The organism is Streptomyces prunicolor (assembly GCF_045162825.1).
Lineage (GTDB): Bacteria > Actinomycetota > Actinomycetes > Streptomycetales > Streptomycetaceae > Streptomyces > Streptomyces prunicolor.
Genome location: NZ_CP108676.1, coordinates 3,503,962 through 3,525,201, shown reverse-complemented (window position 1 = coordinate 3,525,201; position 21,240 = coordinate 3,503,962). Strand labels below are relative to the sequence as shown.

Genomic DNA, 21,240 nt, shown 5'->3' with positions numbered 1-21,240 from the left:
CATGGTGACCCCCGAAACGAACCCCGGACTCGCCGTCCACGGCCTGGTGTTGCTGGGCACGGACACCGTCTACGCCGTCCACATGCCCACGTTCACCACCCCCTACGACTTCCAGGCCGTCCTCCGCGTCACCCCGGACACGGACACCTACCGCACGGCCCGCAAGCGCTACGGCACGTCGGCACTGTTCACGCTCAGCCCACGCACTCTCCTCCTCAAGGACCTTGAGCCGGGCGCGTCCTTCCCCGCCGACCTCTACTTCGGCCGCTTCGGGAGGGAGGGCGAGTTGCTGGGGGAGGTGAGGGTGGGAATCGAGGAGCGGCTGTACGTGGGCCACCCGACCGAGCCCACTATCGAACCGGCGCCCCTCCGTTACGTCCTCTTCGGCCGCGAACAGCTCTACCTGGCGCATGTGTTGACCGGCCCGCCGGACTTCGACCAGGTGCTGACGGCTCAACTCGCGGGGGAATGGCTGACGTTGACGGGGGAGCAGTCGTCCCGCACGGTGACGGTCCCAGGCCGCCCGGACGACCTGACGGGCCGCCTGCGCCCGGGCGAGCAAGTCACGGCGGAGGGCACGGAGTTGCAGGTGCTGGCCGAGGTGTACCTGGAGACGGCCGACCTGGCAGGCGAGGCCTAACACGTCAGCCGGGTGATGAACTTGCCCTTTGGGCGGAAGCCTTCTCAGACGGTGGCATCCTGCTGGTCCAGCCATTTGGTGATCAGCTGGTTTGTTTCCTCAGGCATTTCCTCCTGGATCCAGTGCCCGCATTCCAGGCCGACAACTTCCACGTTGGGCACGAACTCTGGCAGGTTTTCGGACCTCGGGCCGAAGGGGTCCCGGTCGCCGTAGATCATGAGGGCGGGCTGCTGGATGATCGGGTCCACGTCCGCCAGCTGGTGCCAGTTGCGGTCGAGGTTCCGGTACCAGTTGATGCCGCCCGTGAATCCCGACGTTTCGAACCCGGAGATGTAGACGGCCAGGTCGCTGTCGCTCATGACAGGCTCACCGAGCGGTGCTTCCGCCAGGGCGAGGTTGATAAACACCATGCCCGGCTCAGGGGGCGCGGGGGGAACGTTCTTGCGGTAGAGGTTGCGGAGAAACCGGCTTGTGTTCGCATCGAGCACGGCGTCCGCAACGCCCGGCTGTCTATTGAAGTGGACGAAGTAGAAGTCGCCGCCGAGGAACTGTTCCATGACCTCGATCCACGGCGTTTCACCGCGCACCTGGTAAGGCAAGGACAGGTTGATCACCTTGTTCACGCGGTTGGGGTGCAGCAGGGTCAGTCCCCAGACGAGGAACGCACCCCAGTCATGGCCGACGAAGGTGGCGTCTTCGTATCCGTAGTGGTCGAGGAGCGCGACGAGGTCGCCCGACAGGTGCTCGACGTCAGATGACGCCGGGAGTACGCGTGCTCAGGCCAGCCGTGGCAGAGCACGATGGGCTTTCCCTTGTTTTCTCGTCCTGCTTCGAAGACTTCGAGTTCCACGCCGTTGACCGGAACAAGGGTGGGCTTGGGGAAATCGCTGGAATTGGTCATCGTGTCTCCTTATCTGCGCGTTGACCGAGCGGTCGATCATGAGGGCCGCTCGGACCTTGCCATCGACGCCACCATCCGCTCCAAGCGGGCCAGCCGCGTCTTCTCGGTACGAGCGGTGACCAGACCGAGGTACAGGGCGAACTGGTCGGACTTGCCGAGCGTGTCGTAGAACACCCGCGCTGCGGGGTTCGCGTCGAGGGCTTCGATGAGATCCGGTGGTGCGGTGGCGTTCTTCTGCGAGGCGTATGCCGTCTCCCAGCGGCCGTCCGCCCGCGCCGCCTCGACCTCGGCCAGGCCGCGGGGGCGCATCCGGCCTGCCGCGATCAGGGCCTCGGCCTTGTCGACGTTCACCCGCGACCAGGCGGAGCGGGGGCGGCGGGGTGTCGTGCGCTGCAGAAAGTACGAGTCGTCGAAACCTCGCCGCTGACCGTCGATCCAGCCAAAGCAGAGCACCGTGTCGACCATCTCTTCCCAGGTGAGCGACGAGATGCCGGTATGCCTCTTGGCGATCTTCACCCAGAGCACGGCCTTCTCCCCGTGATGCTCTTCGAGCCACGCCTCCAGCTCGGCCGGGCTCGCGGGGACAAGGATCTCGACGCCGCCCTCGTGTTCCTGCATAAACCGCAGGCTAGAGGCCATATAGGACAGATGGTGACCTACTCGAGCGACCCGCTCAGGCGGCATGACCGGTTCACTGCTACCGACACAGATGTGCTTGGGGCGATTCGACTCCCACAACGGGCCTTCGGGACCCCGCCCTGGAGTATCGGTGGACTGGTGACCATTGGGCGGTAGTGCCACCCCGCTGCCGCTGCCGCTGCCGCTCCTGTCTTTGAGAAGGCTTCCGATCGGGTGATCGCCGCGGCGTCGGCGCATGAAGACTCCTTCTCCCGGGCCTCCAGCATTCCGAGCACCGACGGCGCAGCCACCTCCACGGAGAAGATGAGCAGACGAACCGCCCCATCTCTCCCACCCGCAGGCGGAGTTCACGCCCACCAACCTCGTATGTGCGCTAGAGCGCACTCCGACTCCCAGGTTCAAAAGCATGCGATACATCAAACTCGGAACGACCGGACTGGAAGTCTCCGCCATCACCCTCGGCCGCATGAGCTTCGGCGAGCCGGACCGGGGCGGCGAGCCCTGGTCGCTGGGCGCGGACGCCGGCCGGGACATCATCAAGCAGGCCCTCGATGGCGGCGTCAACTTCCTCGACACGGCCAATGGGTACAGCGCCGGAAGCAGCGAGGAGATCGTCGGCCAGGCGGTCAAGGACTTCACGCGGCGCGAGGAGGTCGTTCTTTCCACCAAGGTCTGGATGCGGATGCGCCCCGGCCCGAACGGCGCCGGGCTGTCCCGCAAGGCGATCTTCGCCGAGCTCGACGCCTCCCTGAAGCGACTGGGGACCGACTGCGTCGATCTTTACCAGATCCACCGCTGGGACTACGACACCCCGATCGAGGAAACCCTGGAGGCGCTGCACGACGCGGTCAGGTCCGGAAAGGTCCGCTACATCGGAGCCTCTTCCCTGCGCGCCTGGCAGTTCGCCAAGGCCCTGTACCTGGCTGACCTGCACGGCTGGACCCGGTTCGTGTCGATGCGGGACCACTGCAACCTCGTCCACCGAGAAGCAGAGCGGGAGATGCTCCCGCTCTGCGCCGACCAGGCATCGGCGTGATCCCGTGGAGCCCGTTGGCGCGGGGCAGGCTGACGCGGGCCCGGGACACCGCCACGGCGCGTGCCGAGACCGACGCGGGCGGCAAGATCCTCTACCGCGACGAGGACCAGGCAGCGGCCGAGCGCGTCCACGAGATCGCGGGCAAGCGGGGTCTTTCCCCGGCCCAGGTCGCCCTGGCCTGGGCCATGCGCAACCCGGTGGTGACCTCGTCCATCGTCGGGGTCACCAAGCCGGCCCAGCTGGCCGACGCGGTCGCCGCGGTGGACATCGAACTCGACCAGGACGAGGCCACCTACTTGCCGGCGCGAACCGGCACGACTCCCCGTTCCTGCGCCCGACGCTAGAGAAGCCCGGGCGTTTCGAGCTCGCGTTGATGACCACGATCGACGATCGCGATGGCTCACGCGCCGAAGGGCTGAAGCCGGGAAAGTGTGACACTTTTGCGGGAAGTGTCACACTTTTTCGACTGGGGGTGGGCGATCGGGGTTAGTAGGTCGAGTGCCCTGCGGGCAGGGAGGATTGGAAGGCTCTCCAGGTGGCGGGGTGGAGGCGGAGGGAGGGGCCGTTGGGGTTCTTGGAGTCGCGTACGGCGACGGTGGTGACGATGTTGGTGGCGACCTCGACGCACTCGGCCAGCCTGTCGCTGTAACTGGACTTGCGGTAGCGGAAATTGGGCACGGCTCATAGTTCCTGGCGGAGGTCGTGGAGAAACAGCAGGGATTCCCGTTCGTTCAGGGAGCGTTCGGCGATCATCTCGAACAACTCGTTGTGGGCTGCGGCCCCTTCGCCGCCTTCGATCCATGACTGTGTGAAGGCGGCTTCGGCGTAGACGACGTCCATCGCCCCGGGCTCGGCGAAGGAGATGATGTTGAACGCGCCGTTCAGCCCTTGGTGCGTGCCGCCGGTGAAGGGGGAGACCTGGAGGGAGATGTTGGGCAGGTCTGTCATCTTCACCAGGTGGTCGAGCTGACCGCGGGCCGTCTCGACTCCGCCGGGGAAGTTCCGCAGTACGGCTTCGTAGAGCACTGCCTTCAGGGCGAGCGGCGGATCGGAGGTGAGCCGCCGCTGTCGGGCGAGTCGTGCGGTGACGAACTCCTCGTCAGGGCCCTTTCGCCGGGCCGGCTTTGTGGCGCCGAATGGCGTTCCCCTCACCCCGCGCACATATTCGGGGGTTTGGAGGAGCCCGGGGAGGTACGCGGGCTGCCAGGCCTTGATGGCCGTTGCCGCGCTCTCCAGCGTGACGTACTCCTGCATGACGCCGAGGGTCGTGTAGTCGTCCCACCATCCCTTTGCCTTGCGCCGCTCCCGATCGATTCTCGCCAGTTCCAGGAGACGGCCGACAACGCCCCTGAAGTCCCCCTCCATCACGACCGCCTCGACTACACCCCGCTCCCCAAGAGCGTCACCCTCGCCCGTCGCCGAGCGCACCGGCTCCTCACCGAGTGGGGTCACCCCGAACTCGCCCCCGACACCGCCCTGTTGGTCTCCGAGCTGGGCGGCAACGCCGTACTGCACGGATGCCTGCGTGACCGACTCTTCCGAGTCGAACTCACCCTCACCGAACGCGCCGTACGCATCGCGGTGTCCGACCCGAAGGGTGAGTTACGGCCGAACCTCCGCGAGGTCACCGAGGACGACATGTTCGGGCGGGGACTGCTGATCGTCGGTCAGATCGCGGACCGTTGGGGCGTGCGCGAACTCACCGTGGGCAAGGCGGTGTGGTGCGAGTTGGACGTCGTACGACACCACTCACAAGGCCCGCTCCATGCAGACCAGTTGATCCCGCTCGTCCCATGACTCGGTGACGGCGAAGCCGAACCGTTCGTAGAGGGCGATGGCCCCGGTCCGCCACTTCCACACCGACAACCGCACGGCGCCCGCGCCGCTGTCCGCCGCATGCGCGAGCGCGTCACCGAGCAGGCCCGAGGCGACTCCCCTGCCCCGGAACGCAGGGTCCGTCCAGAGCCGTTTGATCTCCAACTGCCCGTCGGCGGGGGCGGTCACCACCAGACAACCCACCGCGGCGCTCCCGCTCAGAGCCATCAGCACGACATCGTCGGCGAACGCGGTCCGCGGGTCCGAGATCTCCGCCCGGTACCGGTCCGGCAGCGCGTCCACGTCGGCGACGGGCTGCCCTTTCTCCGCCTCGGTCCGTAGGTGGTACGCCGCCAGCAGCGCGCCCAGCCCGTCCTCGGCGGAGAGGGTCCGGCCCGGCCGGCGGACGATGGAAACCTTGCTCTGATCAGCCATGACGTCAAGTATCCAGGGATTCCAGGAACGGCAAGTACGCCGCCTCAACCCGCCGGGCGTCGCGGCGGACGTATGCGCGGACGTCGTTGCGCGGGTCGCCGTCGTAGACGTCGGTGAGGAAGGCGGTGGGCCTGACGTCGAGGAGCGCGGCCCGCCAGGGGTAGCGCCTGCGTGCACCGGGCGGCCCGATGACGGCCCAGGCCCAGTGCAGCGCCGGCAGCGCGATGGCCGGGTCCCGCGTCGGCTCGCCCTTGCGGACGGCTCGGACGACGGCCGCGTGTTCGCTCCGGCTCATGGCCTCCCATGCGACGCGGGACGCCTCCCGCACCCACCGCTGATCCGACACGGGACTCCCTACCGACGGCACCGGCAGTCGTCATCCGGCAAGACTCACCCCAGGCTCGCTCAGGACCCGCCCGATCTCCAACCACCTTGACGAGATCATGGCGTGGTCCGGCATGGTCTGGTGGAGTGAGATCGCATAACGGAGACTCGATGGATGGGTGAACCGCAGGCGAGCATCGACTGGGGCGAGACGGGCTCGGTCGAACGGCACGACTACAAAGCGTGGGCAAGTCAGCACGTGAGCAGGCTCGTTGAGGAAGGCCGCATCGAAGAGCTGCGGTCGGCCGCCTCGACCGGTACGGCCCTGGCCCGCGCGCGTCTGGCGGAGATCTACGCCGCGCAGGGCCGGATCGAGGAGTTGCGGGCACTCGCCGGGTCCGAGAACGAGGGCCTGGCGCTCCTGCTGGCCGACACACTGGCCGGGCAGGGCGACCTCGAAGCCAAGGTCGCGGTGATGAAGGTGCGCCTTCAGGTCGACGAGGAGGACGCCCGCGACGAGCTGATCGAGCTGCTCCGCGCACAGGACCGCATCGATCAGGCCATCACCTTCCTCCAGCGGTACACGCACGAACACGTCGAATGGAACCTGCTGGTCCGTCTGCTACTCCTCCAAGGCCGCGTCAAAGACGTCCAGTTGATGGCCTATGAGGAACGGGGCCCCCGTCGCGACGCGCGCTCCATGGTGGCGTACCACTTCGCCGAGCAGGGACGGATCGACGAGCTGCGGACACTCGTCACTCCTGGCAGCTCTACGGGTCTCGCTCTCCTGCTGGCCCGCGCACTGGTCGCTCAGGGGCGCGTAGACGAGGGGGTCGCGGTGCTGCAGGAGCGCGTCGACGCCGACGAGCAGCACTCCCGCGACTGGCTGATCCAGCTCCTGGTGGAACAGGGCCGCGCCGACCAGGCCGTCACCGCCCTGAAGGGCATGCGGTCCTGGCGCCGATCGACCTCCACCGCCGAACTGGGCGTTGCCCGGCTGCTGGACGAACAGGGTCGCCCCGAGGACGCGATCAGGATTCTGCGGGGCACCGGGTCCGCACCTGAGCGACTCGCCGCGCTGCTGGCTGCGCAGGGGCGCGTCGACGAGGCGGTCCGGGCCCTCGACCGGGCCGTCGAAGACACGGATGCGAGGTACCCGGCTGCCATCGAACGGCTCACCAAGGCCAAGGCCGACCTGCTGGCCGAGTACGACCGGCCAGATCGGAACAGGAACTGAGCGTCACCCCACGCCGACCGCGCTCCACGCCGCGCCCACCGCGCCGTACTCCGAACTCCCCACCCCGTAAAGGTCCTTGGCCGCGCTGAGCGTCGCCGTCCGGGCTCCCGCGTAGTTCGTCGAGGACGTCATGTAGACCGTCAACGCCCGGTACCAGATGGCCCCGAGCTTGTCCCGGCCGATCCCGCTCACCGAAGAGCTGTTGCACGTGGGCGAGTTGTAGCTGACGCCGTTGATGGTCTTCGCGCCGCTGCCCTCCGCGAGGAGATACGCGAAGTGGTTGGCGACACCCGACGAATAGTGCACGTCGAGATTCCCGACCGACGAGCTCCAACAGTCCGCCGAATTACCGTCCTTGGACGGCTGGTCCATGAACCGCAGCGCCGCCTTGCCGAAGCCCGACCGCACGATCTTCTCGCCGATCAAGTAGTCCCCGAGATCGGAGGAGTTGTTGGCGTACCACTCCACCAGCGTGCCCATGATGTCCGAGGTCGCCTCATTCAGCCCGCCGGACTCGCCCGAGTACGTCAGCGCGGCCGTCTTGGACGTCACGCCGTGCGTCATCTCGTGCCCGGCGACATCCAGCGCCACCAGCGGACCGAGCTGCGTCCCGTCACCGTCGCCGTACGTCATGCAGAAGCAAGTGTCGTCCCAGAACGCGTTGTTGTAGCTGTTGCCGTAGTGGACGCGGTTGTACGAGCCCTTGCCGTCGCCCGCGATGCCGTTCCTGCCGTGGACGTTCTTGTAGTAGTCCCACGTCTCGTTCGTGCCGTACTGCGCGTCCACCGCCGCCGACGAACGGTCCGAACTCGCCCCCGTTCCCCAGTGGTTGTCGGTGTCCGTGAACACCGTGGACGGGGCGCGGCTGATGCAGATGCCGAGAATGCACAGGTCGGTCTTGTTCGCCGCGTCACCGGTGTAAGTCCCGCCGCGCGTAGCGTCCTTGAGCTGATACGTCGATCCCGACAGCGTCGTCTCCAACGGCACGGTCCCGCTGTACAGCGACTTCCCGTCGCCCGTCGCCGTCTCCACGCTGTCCCAGGCGTCGATCTGGGTGCCGGTACGGGCGTCGGTCAGCACCGTACGGGCGACCGGGTTGCCGAGCGAGTCCTTGGCGACGACATTCGTCCGCCAGGCGAGCTTCGGGGCGCCGTGCAAGGCATCAACTATCAGCTGGGACTTGGCGGTTACCCCCTTCAGCGCCTCACCGAGATTCGCCGCCCGCAACGCGTTCACCGCCAGGTCCGCCGCCTTCGGAGCAGCCACCTTCGGCGTCACGGACGACAGGGATATGGAGTTCCGGGTCGCGCGGTCGGCGCTCCGGTAACTGCCGTTGGGGGCCAGGTGGACCACGAAGTCGCCGCCGAGGACGGGGAGTTGACGGTACGTCCGGTCGTAGCGCACGTGCTGGGTGCCGTCCGCGTCGACGATCACGTCACGAACGGACGTGTCCTCCGCGGCCGTCAGCCCCAAGCCCGCCGCATGGGCCACCAACGCCGACGCGGCGTTCGCGATCGCGGTGGTCCGGGACGGCCGGTCGGCCGCGTGGGCGGTGGGGGCGAGGGTGGCGGCCAACAGGGTCGCGGCGCCGGCGGCGACACCGGCCGTGGCGAGACGGGAACCTCGAATGTGCCGTGTCCGACTCATGGCTCTCCTCAAGAACGCAAGTGGGGGGCGTGGGGGCTGCGTTGCGTTGATGTTGAATGAGATTTAAAGGGCCCATGACATGTCATGTCCATAGCGCGTGCAAAGACCTCCGGGATCAAGGAGAGCGATGACGACCCCCTCGACGCCCCTCCCCTTCTTCGTCTACGGCACGCTCCGCCCCGGCGAGCCCAACCACGACCGCTTCCTGCGCGGCCGTACGGAGTCGGAGGAGCCGGCACGCCTCCACGACGCCGCCCTCTACGACGGCCCCGGCTACCCGTACGCCGTCGAGGCCCCCGGCGCGGTGATCGTCGGCGAACTCGTCACCGCGCGCCCCGAGGCCTACCCCCAACTCCTCATCGCCCTCGACCGACTTGAGGACTACGCCCCCGGCGACCCGGCCAACCTCTACGAACGCGTCGAGCTCCGGGTCACCCGCGATGCCGATGCCGATGTCCATGCCGACGCCGACGCCGACGGCACATCCGTACGCGCCTGGGTGTACCTCGCCGCCCCCACCGTCACCGCCCGCCTCCGCACCCACGGCAAGCTGATCGAGGGCGGCGACTGGATCAACCGCCGCTGAAACAGCCCTGAAGGGACATCAGTTGCCGCGGGCTTCAGTTGCCGGAGGCCAGCGCCCGTGTGATGCCCTTCTCCTTCGGCCCGAGGAAGTGCGGATCGGGGTGGAACATCAGGTCCAGCGCCGCCTTGCTCGCCGCGAGCACCTCGCGCGTACCGCCGTAGTACCAGGTCGCGTTGTGCGCTTCGTCGACCCCGACGCCGTACGAGTCGACCCCCGCCGCGTCGCACAGCGCGACCGCCCGCCGGATGTGGAAGTTCTGGCTGATGAGTACGGCCTTGTCGACGCCGAAGATCTTCTTGGCGCGGACGCAGGAGTCCCAGGTGTCGAAACCGGCGTAATCGGTCACCACGCGCGCGCGTGGCACCCCGTGCTTCGCCAGGTAGACGCGCATCGCGTCCGGCTCGTCGTAGTCCTTGCGGCTGTTGTCGCCGGTCACCAGGACGACCTTCACCCGGCCCTCCCGGTACAGCGCCGCCGCCGCGTCCAGCCGGTGCGCGAGATACGGCGACGGTTCGCCGTCCCACAGCCCCGCCCCGAAGACCACGGCCACATCGGTGCGCGGCGCGTCCTGAAGGGTCCGCAACCGGTCGGCCGTGGACACCCACAACCAGGTCGCCGGAAGCAGCGCGAGGACACAACCGGCGGCCACCACCTGCACGAACTGCCGCCACCCGGCACGCGTGCGTGGCAGCCGAGGTCGCGGTCGCCGAAGTCTCAGGCGAGGCATCAGGCGCATCGGAGTTCTCAAAAGGGGTCCCCTCCCCGAACAGGTTCGACAGTCACAGACGCGCCGTAACGTCCTCCGGTTCGCCGTCCGCAGTGTGACCGGCTTCACTGTGAGCCCGTAAGTCGCAGGTCACGTCACCTCACACACCCCCCGAACCCCATCGTGAACCCCCGGAAAAGACCCGTCATTCCCGTGCAACGGGGCGGCAACCTCCCACCGCCACCATCACTCCATGACGGCGTCGAACCACCCTCACGACGAGTCCACGACCCTCGACAGTACGGCGCATCTCATGAACCGGATCAGCAGCCAACTCGCCGACCAGCTCAGCCTCGTCTCCCTGAACGGCACCAGACGCCCCGTCCCGCCCGCCCCGCCCGCGCTCGTCCTGGTGGCCCACGGCAGCCGCGATCCACGCGCCCTGAGCACCGTACGAGCCCTCATGGCCCGCGTCCGCGAACTCCGCCCCGGCCTCCCCGTCCACCTGGGCCACATCGAACTCAACGAGCCCCGTCTCCAGGACACCCTCACCGAACTGGTCCCCGCGGAAGCCGTCCTGGTCCCCCTCCTCCTGTCCCGCGGCTACCACGTCAAGCAGGACATCCCCGAGCTGGCCGCGAAGGCAAGGGCCCAGGCACGCACGCGCGTGGCACCCCCTTTGGGCCCACACCCTCTCCTCGTAGAGACCCTCTACGACCGCCTGGTGGAGGCGGGTTGGCGAACGAGGATGGACGACCGGACCCGCCGGGCGAGCGCAGTGGTCCTGGCCGCGGCAGGCTCCCGGGACCCCGACTCCAAGCTCGACACCACCCGCACGGCCCACCTCCTGGCCGCCCGCCTGGGCGTCCCCGTGATCCCGGCCTACGCCTCCGCAGCGACCCCCACGGTCCCCGAGGCGATCCGCGCCCTCACCGCCCGAGGCCACCACAGGGTGGCAGTGGCATCCTGCTTCACGGCCCCGGGCCGCTTCGCGACCCAGTGCGCGGAACAGGCCCCGTGGATCGCATCGGCCCCCCTGGGAGCCCACCCCGCGATGACGAGGCTGATCCTCCACCGCTACGACCAGACCCTGGCAACCAACGGCGGGGTCATCTCCCTAAGGGGCGCGGGGAACTGCGCGACCAGCCGCAGGCGACCCGCACCCGCAAACGAACCGCACCCGGCAACCGCATAGGCGCCCCGCAACTCCCGAATTGTCACTACCGCCGCTTACTGTCGAAGCATGGAAGGCACCGCAGGCACACGCACAGCAGCACCCCACCCCTACGACCCGACGTCAGTAGACCGCTGGGCACCCGAGCCCGACAAACGCCCCGGCCGCACCGCCTTCCAACGCGACCGCGCCCGAATCCTCCACTCCGCCGCCCTACGACGGCTCGCCGGCAAAACCCAGGTGGTCACCCCAGGAACCCGCAGCCAGGCCTGGGACGCCAGCCCCCGCACCCGCCTCACCCACTCCTTGGAGTGCGCCCAGGTAGGCCGAGAGCTGGGCGCGGCCCTGGGTTGCGACCCGGACCTGGTGGAGGCGGCCTGCCTCTCCCACGACCTGGGCCACCCACCCTTCGGCCACAACGGCGAGCAGGCACTGAACGAATTCGCCGACGACTGCGGCGGTTTCGAGGGCAACGCCCAGTCCCTCAGACTCCTCACCCGCATCGAACCGAAGCGCTTCGTAAGAAGAGACACGACAGGCGACGAGAGCGCGACGACCGGCGACCTGGTGAGCGTCGGCCTCAACCTCACCCGTGCCACCCTCGACGCCGCCACCAAGTACCCCTGGCCGCGCGGAGCGCACCCCACCGACCCCAAGTCCCCGAAGTTCGGTGTCTACGACGACGACCGGCCCGTCTTCGACTGGGTCCGCAAGGGCGCCCCCGGCACCCGCACGTGCTTCGAGGCTCAGGTCATGGACTGGTCGGACGACGTGGCGTACTCCGTGCACGACGTCGAGGACGGCCTGCACGCGGGCCACATCGACCCCAACTGCCTGCACGCCGAACCGGAACGCCAGGAGATCTTCAAGGTGGCCATCGGCCGCTACGTCCCCGCGGACACGGCCCCCGAGGAACTCGCCGAGGCGCTGGACCGGCTCCAGAACGAGCCGTGGTGGCCGCACGGCTACGACGGCTCGGCCGTCGCCCAAGCCCGCCTCAAGGACGCCACCAGCCAGCTCATCGGCCGCTTCTGCCTGGCCGCCGAGTCCGCCACGCGCGCGGCGTACGGCACCGGCCGCCTCACCCGCTACGACGCCGAACTCGTAGTACCGCACGAGGCACGGCTGGAGTGCGCGGTCCTCAAGGCGGTCGCCGACCGCTACGTGATGCAGCGCGCGGAGCAGGAGCGCATCCGCGCCGACGAGCGCATCGTGGTCGCCGAACTCGCCGAGGTGCTCACGACGCGCGCCCCGGACGGTCTGGAGCCGCAGTTCCGCGCGCAGTTCGACGAGGCGCCCGACGACCGCGCCCGCAAGCGGGTGATCGTCGATCAGATCGCGTCACTCACCGACGCGTCGGCGCGATCTCTTCACGCGCATCTCACGTCGCTGGGGCACAGTGACGCGAAACAAGCCCGAATGTGACCCTCCGTGGCCTGATCGGGCCACACCCCCTTCCCGCATCACACTGCGTGCGGGACGCTCGCTTATGGCGGCACCATTACGAGGAGGCATCAAGTGGTCGACGCGGATCAGACGTTCGTCATCATCGGAGGAGGCCTGGCCGGCGCCAAGGCGGCCGAGACGCTCCGAGCGGAGGGCTTCACCGGCCGCGTGATACTGATCTGCGACGAACGCGACCACCCGTACGAGCGCCCGCCGCTGTCCAAGGGCTACCTCCTCGGTAAAGAGGAGCGCGACAGCGTCTTCGTCCACGAACCCGCCTGGTACGCGCAGAACGACATCGAGCTGCACCTCGGCCAGACCGTCGACGCCATCGACCGTACGGCGAAGACGGTGCGCTTCGGAGACGACGGCACCCTGGTCCGCTACGACAAGTTGCTCATCGCCACCGGCTCCGAGCCCCGCCGCCTCGACATCCCGGGCACGGACCTCGCGGGCGTCCACCACCTGCGCCGCCTCTCGCACGCCGAGCGCCTCAAGAACGTGCTGGCGTCCCTGGGCCGGGACAACGGCCATCTGGTGATCGCCGGCGGCGGCTGGATCGGCCTGGAGGTCGCGGCGGCGGCCCGGGAGTACGGTGCCGAGGTCACCGTCGTGGAACCGTCCCAGACGCCGTTGCACGGCGTCCTCGGCCCCGAACTGGGCCAGCTCTTCGCCGACCTGCACGCCGAGCACGGGGTGCGTTTCCACTTCGGCGCCCGGCTCACCGAGATCGTCGGCCAGGACGGCATGGTGCTGGCCGCCCGTACGGACGACGGCGAGGAGCACCCCGCGCACGACGTCCTCGCGGCGATCGGCGCGGCCCCGCGCACCGCGCTCGCCGAGGCGGCGGGCCTGGAGCTGGCCGACCGCGCGCACGGCGGCGGCATCGCGGTCGACGAACAGCTGCGCACCTCCGACCCCGACATCTACGCGGCCGGTGACGTGGCCGCCTTCCACCACGCCCTCTTCGACATCCGCCTACGGGTGGAGCACTGGGCGAACGCCCTGAACGGCGGCCCGGCGGCGGCCCGCGCGATGCTCGGCAAGGACGTCACCTACGACCGCGTGCCCTATTTCTTCTCCGACCAGTACGACTTGGGTATGGAGTACTCCGGCTGGGCGCCCCCGGGCTCCTACGACGAAGTGGTGATCCGGGGAGACGCGAGCAAGCGGGAGTTCATCGCCTTCTGGCTGAAGGAGGGACGCGTGCTGGCCGGGATGAACGTGAATGTGTGGGACGTCACAGAGCCCATCCAGCAGCTCATCCGCTCCCGCGCGCGCGTGGACACCGACGCCCTCGCGGACCCACACGTTCCACTGGACAGCCTGGGCGTCTAGCGGTCCTCGTCGTCACTGGTGTCAGTCCGGCCCCGTAGAATTCACGCGTGGCTGGACGGATCAACGACGAGGACGTGAAGGCGGTTCGGGACGCGGTCCCGATCGACGCCGTGGTGTCCGAGTACCTCCAGCTGCGGAACGCGGGCGGCGGCAACCTCAAGGGCCTCTGCCCGTTCCACGACGAGAAGTCGCCGTCCTTCCAGGTCAGCCCCAGCAAGGGTCTCTTCCACTGCTTCGGCTGCCAGGAGGGCGGCGACACCATCACGTTCGTGATGAAGGTCGACCACCTCACGTTCTCCGAGTCGGTCGAGCGCCTGGCCGCCCAGGCCGGCATCACGCTGCGGTACGAGGAGGGCGGGTACAACCCCGCCAATCAGCGCGGCGAGCGCATCCGCCTGGTCGAGGCCCACAAGGTCGCCGCCGACTTCTACGTGGAGCAGCTCGCCGTCAGCCCCGAGGCGGACACCGGCCGCAAGTTCCTCGCCGAGCGCGGCTTCGACCAGTCCGCCGCCGAGCACTTCTCCGTCGGCTACAGCCCGCAGGGCTGGGACCACCTCACCAAATACCTCCGCGGCAAGGGCTTCACCGACAAGGAGATCCTCCTCTCCGGCCTCGCCCAGGAGGGCCGCCGCGGCCCCATCGACCGCTTCCGCGGCCGCCTGATGTGGCCGATCCGCGACATCGGCGGCGAGGTCGTCGGCTTCGGCGCGAGGAAGCTCTACGAGTCGGACAACGGCCCGAAGTACCTCAACACGCCCGACACCGCGATCTACAAGAAGTCGCAGGTCCTCTACGGCATCGACCTCGCCAAGAAGGACATCGCCAAGTCCTCCCGCGCGGTCGTCGTCGAGGGCTACACCGACGTCATGGCCTGCCACCTCGCCGGAGTCACCACCGCCATCGCCACCTGCGGCACGGCCTTCGGTACCGACCACATCAAGATCCTCCGCAGGCTCCTGATGGACAACGGCTCGGCCCGCGTGATCTTCACCTTCGACGGTGACGCCGCCGGCCAGAAGGCGGCCCTGCGCGCCTTCGAGGACGACCAGAAGTTCGCCGCCGAGACGTACATCGCCATCGCGCCCGACAACATGGACCCCTGCGAACTCCGCCTCGCCAAGGGCGACGAAGCGGTCGCCGACCTGGTCCAACCCCGCACCCCGCTCTTCGAGTTCGCGCTCCGCCAGATCGTCGTCCGCTACGACCTCGACACCCCCGCCGGCCGCGCCTCCGCCCTGGACGAGGCCGCCCCGATCGTCGCCCACATCAAGAACAGCGGCGCCCAGCACGAGGTCGCCGTCCAGCTCGCCGGCATGCTCGGCATCCTCGACACCCAGTTCGTGGTCAAACGCGTTGCCCAGCTGGCCCGTTGGGCCCGCGACCGCGGCGGCAAGGGCCCGGCGCCGACCCGAGGCGGACAACAGCAGCAGCCGTACGACACCACCCCCCGCACCCCCACCGGCGGCCCCGCCCTCACCCTGCGCAACCCGGTCTTCGCCACCGAGCGCGAACTCCTCAAACTCGCCCTCCAGCGCCCCGACTTGGTCTCCCCGGCCTTCGACGCGTACGGCGTCGACGAGTTCACCGCCCCGCCCTACGCGGCCGTACGCGAGGCGATCATCGAGGCGGGCGGCGCCGAGTACGGCCTCCAGGACGCGCAGGACTACCTGGTCCGCGTCCGTGAGGCGGCACCGGACGACACGGTCCGCGCGATGGTCACCGAGCTGGCCGTCGAGGCGATCATGCGCCGCACGGTCGACGAGAACTACGCGGGCGAGCAGCTCGTCACCGTCCGCCGAAGAGCCGTAGTACGCCGCATCGGCGACATCCAGGGCACGCTCACCCGCCTCGGCAGCCACGGAGACTCGGCCGAACTGGCCGCCGTACAGAACGAGTTGTGGGTACTTCAGCAGTACGACCAGGCACTCCAGGTGCACGGCGCCTCAGCGCTCTGAGCACGTAGTCACGGATCGGACTCAAAAAGTCACCGCACGCCCCTCGTGGCGGCGATGTGTCGTACTCCACACTGGGTTCCGGTGCCTGAGTCCTCGGAGCGCGGCCGATCCGTTCCCAGCGGGTCCTTCACCCCCGCGGTTCCGCTCATCGAGTACGGGACGGATTGCGGCGAGGCCGCCCACTCCGCCCCTGAAGTACCGCTGCCGTACCCCCTGGCAGCGATCATCCTGGAGGTCGCCCCCGTGCAGACCCAGACCCTCGACCAGACCGAGACCAGCACGACGGACGGCGCGGAACCGGAAGCGGAGACCGATGTCCTCGCGACCGTCCCTCCGCAGAGCCGTGCCGCGCACCACCTCGAAACCGTGGAGGCGGAGAGCCCGCCCGAGCTCGAAGAACCGACGGCCGAAGCGGTGGAGACCGCCGAGGCCCCCGAGCCCGCCGTACGGCCCCGCAGCCGGGTCGCCGCCGACAACGGCGCGCCCTCCTCGGACCTGTTCCGGCAGTACCTGCGCGAGATCGGCCGCATCCCGCTGCTCACCGCGGCCGAGGAGGTCGACCTCGCCCGCCGCGTGGAGGCCGGCCTGTTCGCCGAGGAGAAGCTCGCCGGCGCGTCCGATCTGGACAGCCAACTCGCCCTCGACCTGGACAAGTTGGTCGTCATGGGCCGGATGGCCAAGCGCCGCCTGATCGAGGCGAACCTGCGGCTCGTCGTGTCCGTCGCCAAGCGGTACGTCGGGCGCGGCCTGACCATGCTCGACCTCGTCCAGGAGGGAAACCTCGGCCTGATCAGGGCAGTTGAGAAATTCGACTACGCCCGCGGCTACAAGTTCTCGACCTACGCGACCTGGTGGATCCGCCAGGCCATGTCCCGCGCCCTCGCCGACCAGGCCCGCACGATTCGCGTCCCGGTGCATGTCGTCGAGCTGATCAACCGGGTCGTCCGGGTCCAGCGCAGGATGCTCCAGGAGCGCGGCTACGAGCCGACGCCGGAGGAAGTGGCCGACCATCTCGACCTCGCGCCTGAGCGCGTCAGCGAGGTGCTGCGCCTTGCCCAGGAGCCGGTTTCGTTGCACGCGCCGGTGGGGGAGGAGGACGACGTTGCCCTCGGTGACCTGATCGAGGACGGCGACGCGACGAGTCCCGTGGAGTCGGCCGCGTTCATCCTTCTCCGGCAGCACCTGGAAGCGGTGCTGTCGACGCTGGGGGAGCGGGAGCGGAAGGTCGTACAGCTGCGGTACGGCTTGGCGGACGGGCGTCCGCGCACGCTGGAGGAGATCGGGCGGATCTTTGGCGTGACCCGGGAACGGATCCGGCAGATCGAGTCGAAGACGCTCAACAAGCTGCGGGATCATGCTTTTGCGGATCAGCTGAGGGGTTATCTGGACTGATGCCGGGTGCGGCCCGGTGGGGGCTGGTCGCGCAGTTCCCCGCGCCCCTAAAAAACGCCGGGCGCGCCCTGTTCTTCCAGGGCCCCCGCGCCCCTAAAGACCCGGGCCCGCCCTGTTCTTTCAGGGGCACCCCGCGCCCCTGAAAACTCGGGCCAGCCCCGTTCTTTTAGGGGCGCGGGGAACTGCGCGACCAGCCACGACGGGCCGTCACACGCACGACGACCCCTCGTGGCACTCACCGCAGCGCAGCTAGTCCACCTCGGCAACCGCCTGCGCGAACTGTGCCTTGTACAGCCGCGCATACGCCCCGTCCGCCGCCAACAGCTGCGCGTGCCCGCCCTGTTCGACGATCGAGCCGTTCTCCATGACGAGGATCGTGTCCGCGTCCCGGATCGTGGAGAGGCGGTGCGCGATCACGAACGACGTACGCCCATGGGCGAGTTTGGCCATCGCCTTCTGGATCAACACCTCCGTACGGGTGTCGACCGAAGACGTCGCCTCGTCCAGGACCAGGATCGTCGGGTCGGACAGGAACGCCCGCGCGATGGTGATGAGCTGCTTCTCACCGGCGCTGACCCCCGTACCCTCGTCGTCGATCACCGTGTCGTAACCGTCGGGCAGCGTACGGACGAACCGGTCGGCGTGCGCCGCCCGCGCCGCCTCCTCGATCTCGCCCCGGGTGACCTCGCGAGAGGCCCCGTACGCGATGTTGTCCGCGATGGAGCCGCCGAACAGCCAGGTGTCCTGGAGCACCATGCCGATCCCGGACCGGAGTTCGTCCCGGGACATGCGCGCGATGTCGACGCCGTCGAGGGTGATGCGCCCGCCGGAGACCTCGTAGAACCGCATGAGGAGGTTGACGAGGGTGGTCTTGCCGGCGCCGGTCGGGCCGACGATCGCGACCGTGTGGCCCGGTGACACCGTCAGCGAGAGGTCCTCGATGAGCGGCTTGTCGGGGTCGTAGCGGAAGGAGACGTGCTCCAGGGCGACCAGGCCGCGGAGTTCCTCCGGGCGTTCGCTCGGCATCGGGTCGGGCTGCTGCTCCTCGGCGTCGAGGAGTTCGAAGATCCGTTCCGCCGAGGCGACGCCGGACTGCACCAGGTTCGCCATCGACGCGACCTGCGTCAGCGGCATGGAGAACTGGCGCGAGTACTGGACGAAGGCCTGCACGTCACCGATGGAGAGTGAGCCCGATGCGACTCGCAGGCCGCCGACCACGGCCACCAGCACGTAGTTGAGGTTCGACACGAACATCATCAGCGGCTGCATGACCCCGCTGTTGAACTGCGCCTTGAAGCCCGCCTCGTAGAGCGCGTTGTTCTGCTCGGCGAAGAGCTGCGCCGACTCGTCCTGGCGGCCGAAGACCTTCACCAGGGTGTGACCGGTGTACATCTCCTCTACGTGCGCGTTGAGCTTGCCGGTCGAGCGCCACTGCTGCACGAAGTGCGGCTGCGAGCGCTTGCCGATGCGGGTGGCGACGAGGAACGACAGCGGCACGGTCACCAGCGCGACCAGGGCCAGTAGCCAGGACACCCAGAACATCATCGCGAGCACGCCGATGATCGTGAGCAGCGAGTTGATGAGCTGGCCCATCGACTGCTGGAGGGTCTGGCCGATGTTGTCGATGTCGTTGGTCGCACGCGACAACACCTCACCGCGCTGGCGCTTGTCGAAGTACGACAGGGGGAGCCGCGACATCTTCGTCTGCACGCTCTCGCGCAGCCGGAACATGGTCCGGTTGACCGCCCGGTTGACCATCCGGGTCGCCACCGCCATCAGCAGCCCGGCCACCAGGAACGTGCCCAGCGCGAGCAGCAGCACATGCCCCACCGAGGTGAAGTCGATGCCCTTGCCCGGGGTGAAGTCCGTGCTCTTGAGCATGTCCGCGACCGAACCCTGGCCCCGGTCGCGCATCGCCTGGAGGGCCTGCGCCTTGGTCGTCCCGGCCGGCATCTGCCGCCCGATGATGCCCGCGAAGACCAGGTCGGTGGCGTTGCCGAGGATCTTCGGCCCCACCACGTTCAGCCCCACGCTGATCACCACGCACACCAGCAGGATGCCGATGGTCAGCCGCTCCGGCCTGAACTGGCCGATGAGCCGCTTGCCGGACACCTTGAACTCCATCGAACGGGCGTCGGGGCCCGCCCCGGCCATCATCCGCCCCATGGGCCCGGCCATCAGGCGGCCTCCGCTTCCGTCAGCTGGGAGAGCACGATCTCCCGATACGTCTCATTGCCCGCCATCAGTTCGTGATGGCGCCCCGTCCCCACGACCCGTCCCTCGTCGAGTACGACGATCCGGTCCGCGTCCCTGATCGTCGCCACCCGCTGCGCCACGATCACCACGGTCGCCTCGGCGGTCTCCCGCGAGAGCGCCGCCCGCAGCGCCGCGTCGGTCGCGTAGTCGAGGGCGGAGAAGGAGTCGTCGAAGAGGTAGATCTCCGGTCGCTGCACGAGTGTCCGCGCGATCGCGAGCCGCTGCCGCTGACCGCCGGAGACATTCGTGCCGCCCTGCGCGATGGGGGAGTCGAGCCCGTTCTCCAGCCCCTCGACGAAGCCCTTGGCCTGCGCCACCTCCAGCGCGTGCCACAACTCCTCGTCCGTCGCGTCGGGATTGCCGTAGCGAAGGTTGGTCGCGACCGTGCCCGCGAAGAGGTACGGCTTCTGCGGGACCAGGCCGACCGTCTTGGCGAGCAGGACCGGGTCGATGGTCGACACGTCGACTCCGTCGACGAGGACCTCGCCGTCGGTCGCGTCAACGAGCCGCGGGACCAGACTCAGAAGGGTGGACTTCCCGCTGCCGGTCGAGCCGATCACGGCTGTCGTCTCGCCCGGGCGGGCCACCAGGTCGATGGACTTCAGTACGGGTTCCTCGGCGCCCGGGTAGCAGAAGCCGACCCCGCGGACCTCCAGATGCCCGTGCCGGCGCAGCTCGAAGACGGGAGCCACCGGCGGCACGACACTGCTCTCCGTGTCGAGGACCTCCTCGATGCGCTCGGCACAGACCTCCGCGCGCGGCACCATCATGAACATGAAGGTGGCCATCATCACGGACATCACGATCTGCATCAGATAGGCGAGGAACGCGGTCAGATCACCGATCTGCATCCCGCCGCTGGCGATCCGGTGCGCGCCGAACCACACGACGGCGATCGACGACAGGTTCACGGTCGTCATGACCACGGGGAACATGAGCGCGAGCAGGTTGCCGGTCTTCAGCTGCATCTCGGTGAGATCGCTGTTGGCCTTCCGGAACCGGTCCTTCTCGTACTCGTCCCGGACGAAGGCGCGGATCACGCGGTTGCCGGTGATCTGCTCGCGCAGCACCCGGTTCACCGCGTCCAGGCGCACCTGCATCGACCGGAACAGCGGCCGCAGCCGCCGCACGATGATCGTCACGCAGATGGTCAGCGTCGGCACCACCGCGATCAGCACCCCGGACAGCGGCACGTCCAGACCGAGCGCCAGGATGATCCCGCCGACGCACATGATCGGCGCCGACACCAGCAGGGTGAACGTCATCAGGGCCAGCATCTGGACCTGCTGGACGTCATTGGTCGTCCGGGTGATCAGCGAGGGCGCGCCGAACTGGCCGACCTCGCGGGCCGAGAACGACTGCACCCGGTCGAAGATGGCACCCCGGATGTCCCGGCCGACGGCCGCCGCGGTGCGCGCGCCGTAGTAGACGGCACCCGTGTTGCACACGACCTGGACCAGCGAGATCCCGATCATCAGGGCGCCGAACGACAGGATGTAACCGGTGTCCCCCTTCACCACACCGTTGTCGATGATGTGCGCGTTCAGGGTGGGCAGGTAGAGGGTGGCGCAGGTCTGCAGGAACTGCAGCAGCACCAGCAGAGTGATGGGTTTCCTGTAGGGCCTGAGATAGGTCCGCAGAAGTCGTATGAGCACGCTGGGTCTCTCGGAGTCGGCGGGTGGAGGGCGGGCGGTGTGCCCCTCGCCCCCATCG

At 68.6% G+C, this 21,240-nt stretch carries 18 protein-coding genes and 3 pseudogenes; 11 read left to right on the top strand and 10 right to left on the bottom strand.

Annotated elements, in window-relative coordinates; translation table 11 throughout:
* Position 1 precedes the first annotated feature (1 nt).
* Positions 2-640 (top strand): hypothetical protein, encoded by a 639-nt coding sequence (locus OG588_RS15785; RefSeq protein WP_405947842.1) that lies wholly within the window; start codon positions 2-4, stop codon positions 638-640.
* A 44-nt stretch (positions 641-684) separates the two neighbouring features.
* On the opposite strand, the pseudogene OG588_RS15780 reads toward OG588_RS15785, so the two are convergent.
* A pseudogene (locus OG588_RS15780) lies at positions 685-1,541 on the bottom strand (alpha/beta fold hydrolase).
* A 36-nt stretch (positions 1,542-1,577) separates the two neighbouring features.
* Positions 1,578-2,159, bottom strand: a complete 582-nt coding sequence (locus OG588_RS15775; RefSeq protein ID WP_405947841.1) for a YdeI family protein — start codon at positions 2,157-2,159, stop codon at positions 1,578-1,580.
* Between the two features lie 427 nt (positions 2,160-2,586).
* Here OG588_RS15775 and OG588_RS15770 point away from each other — a divergent pair.
* Positions 2,587-3,515, top strand: a pseudogene (locus OG588_RS15770) (aldo/keto reductase); the annotation flags it as partial.
* Positions 3,503-3,589, top strand: a pseudogene (locus OG588_RS15765) (IS5/IS1182 family transposase); the annotation flags it as partial. The pseudogenes OG588_RS15770 and OG588_RS15765, both read left to right, overlap by 13 nt.
* A gap of 113 nt (positions 3,590-3,702) precedes the next feature.
* On the opposite strand, the gene OG588_RS15760 reads toward OG588_RS15765, so the two are convergent.
* Together OG588_RS15760 and OG588_RS15755 are read right to left on the bottom strand one after the other, a co-directional pair.
* Positions 3,703-3,894, bottom strand: coding sequence for a DUF397 domain-containing protein (locus tag OG588_RS15760; protein ID WP_405947840.1), 192 nt, complete (start codon positions 3,892-3,894; stop codon positions 3,703-3,705).
* 3 nt (positions 3,895-3,897) lie between these two features.
* Positions 3,898-4,581 carry a DUF5753 domain-containing protein gene (locus OG588_RS15755; RefSeq protein ID WP_405947839.1) on the bottom strand — a complete coding sequence of 228 codons (684 nt, stop codon included), beginning with the start codon at positions 4,579-4,581 and terminating at the stop codon, positions 3,898-3,900.
* On the opposite strand from OG588_RS15755, the gene OG588_RS15750 reads away from it, so the two are divergent.
* Positions 4,465-5,013: an ATP-binding protein gene (locus OG588_RS15750; RefSeq protein ID WP_405953133.1), complete on the top strand. Its 549-nt coding sequence runs from the start codon at positions 4,465-4,467 to the stop codon at positions 5,011-5,013. The two genes, OG588_RS15755 and OG588_RS15750, sit on opposite strands and share 117 nt — an antisense overlap.
* Here the strand turns inward: OG588_RS15750 and OG588_RS15745 are convergent.
* A complete protein-coding gene (locus OG588_RS15745; RefSeq protein WP_405947838.1) occupies positions 4,966-5,466 on the bottom strand; it encodes a GNAT family N-acetyltransferase in 501 nt (166 codons plus the stop codon). The genes OG588_RS15750 and OG588_RS15745 overlap by 48 nt on opposite strands.
* Before the next feature lie 4 nt (positions 5,467-5,470).
* Positions 5,471-5,812 carry a hypothetical protein gene (locus tag OG588_RS15740; RefSeq protein ID WP_405947837.1) on the bottom strand — a complete coding sequence of 114 codons (342 nt, stop codon included), beginning with the start codon at positions 5,810-5,812 and terminating at the stop codon, positions 5,471-5,473.
* 153 nt (positions 5,813-5,965) lie between these two features.
* Here OG588_RS15740 and OG588_RS15735 point away from each other — a divergent pair, with 153 nt between their 5' ends.
* Positions 5,966-7,027: a tetratricopeptide repeat protein gene (locus tag OG588_RS15735; protein ID WP_405947836.1), complete on the top strand. Its 1,062-nt coding sequence runs from the start codon at positions 5,966-5,968 to the stop codon at positions 7,025-7,027.
* 3 nt (positions 7,028-7,030) lie between these two features.
* Here the strand turns inward: OG588_RS15735 and OG588_RS15730 are convergent, their stop codons facing one another.
* Entirely contained in the window at positions 7,031-8,674 is a 1,644-nt protein-coding gene (locus tag OG588_RS15730; protein WP_405947835.1) for a M4 family metallopeptidase, read from the bottom strand.
* A gap of 127 nt (positions 8,675-8,801) precedes the next feature.
* On the opposite strand from OG588_RS15730, the gene OG588_RS15725 reads away from it, so the two are divergent.
* Positions 8,802-9,260 carry a gamma-glutamylcyclotransferase family protein gene (locus OG588_RS15725; RefSeq protein WP_405947834.1) on the top strand — a complete coding sequence of 153 codons (459 nt, stop codon included), beginning with the start codon at positions 8,802-8,804 and terminating at the stop codon, positions 9,258-9,260.
* Between the two features lie 34 nt (positions 9,261-9,294).
* Here OG588_RS15725 and OG588_RS15720 read toward each other — a convergent pair whose 3' ends face one another.
* Positions 9,295-9,996, bottom strand: coding sequence for a vancomycin high temperature exclusion protein (locus OG588_RS15720; protein WP_405947833.1), 702 nt, complete (start codon positions 9,994-9,996; stop codon positions 9,295-9,297).
* 223 nt (positions 9,997-10,219) lie between these two features.
* On the opposite strand from OG588_RS15720, the gene OG588_RS15715 reads away from it, so the two are divergent.
* The 5 genes from OG588_RS15715 to OG588_RS15695 all read left to right on the top strand — a co-directional run bounded on the left by OG588_RS15715 (position 10,220) and on the right by OG588_RS15695 (position 17,271).
* Positions 10,220-11,161: a sirohydrochlorin chelatase gene (locus OG588_RS15715; RefSeq protein WP_405947832.1), complete on the top strand. Its 942-nt coding sequence runs from the start codon at positions 10,220-10,222 to the stop codon at positions 11,159-11,161.
* Between the two features lie 48 nt (positions 11,162-11,209).
* Positions 11,210-12,565, top strand: coding sequence for a deoxyguanosinetriphosphate triphosphohydrolase (locus OG588_RS15710; protein WP_405947831.1), 1,356 nt, complete (start codon positions 11,210-11,212; stop codon positions 12,563-12,565).
* 93 nt (positions 12,566-12,658) lie between these two features.
* A complete protein-coding gene (locus tag OG588_RS15705; protein WP_405947830.1) occupies positions 12,659-13,924 on the top strand; it encodes an NAD(P)/FAD-dependent oxidoreductase in 1,266 nt (421 codons plus the stop codon).
* 47 nt (positions 13,925-13,971) lie between these two features.
* Complete coding sequence (dnaG, locus tag OG588_RS15700; RefSeq protein WP_405947829.1) at positions 13,972-15,879, top strand: DNA primase; 1,908 nt, start codon at positions 13,972-13,974, stop codon at positions 15,877-15,879.
* 81 nt (positions 15,880-15,960) lie between these two features.
* On the top strand, positions 15,961-17,271 hold the full coding sequence (locus OG588_RS15695; protein ID WP_405947828.1) for an RNA polymerase sigma factor: 1,311 nt from the start codon (positions 15,961-15,963) through the stop codon (positions 17,269-17,271).
* A 249-nt stretch (positions 17,272-17,520) separates the two neighbouring features.
* Here the strand turns inward: OG588_RS15695 and OG588_RS15690 are convergent, their stop codons facing one another.
* Both OG588_RS15690 and OG588_RS15685 read right to left on the bottom strand, forming a co-directional pair.
* Positions 17,521-19,449, bottom strand: a complete 1,929-nt coding sequence (locus OG588_RS15690) for an ABC transporter ATP-binding protein (RefSeq protein WP_405947827.1) — start codon at positions 19,447-19,449, stop codon at positions 17,521-17,523.
* Entirely contained in the window at positions 19,449-21,182 is a 1,734-nt protein-coding gene (locus OG588_RS15685; RefSeq protein WP_405947826.1) for an ABC transporter ATP-binding protein, read from the bottom strand. Before OG588_RS15685 ends, OG588_RS15690 begins: the two co-directional genes overlap by 1 nt.
* Between the last annotated feature and the right edge of the window lie 58 nt (positions 21,183-21,240).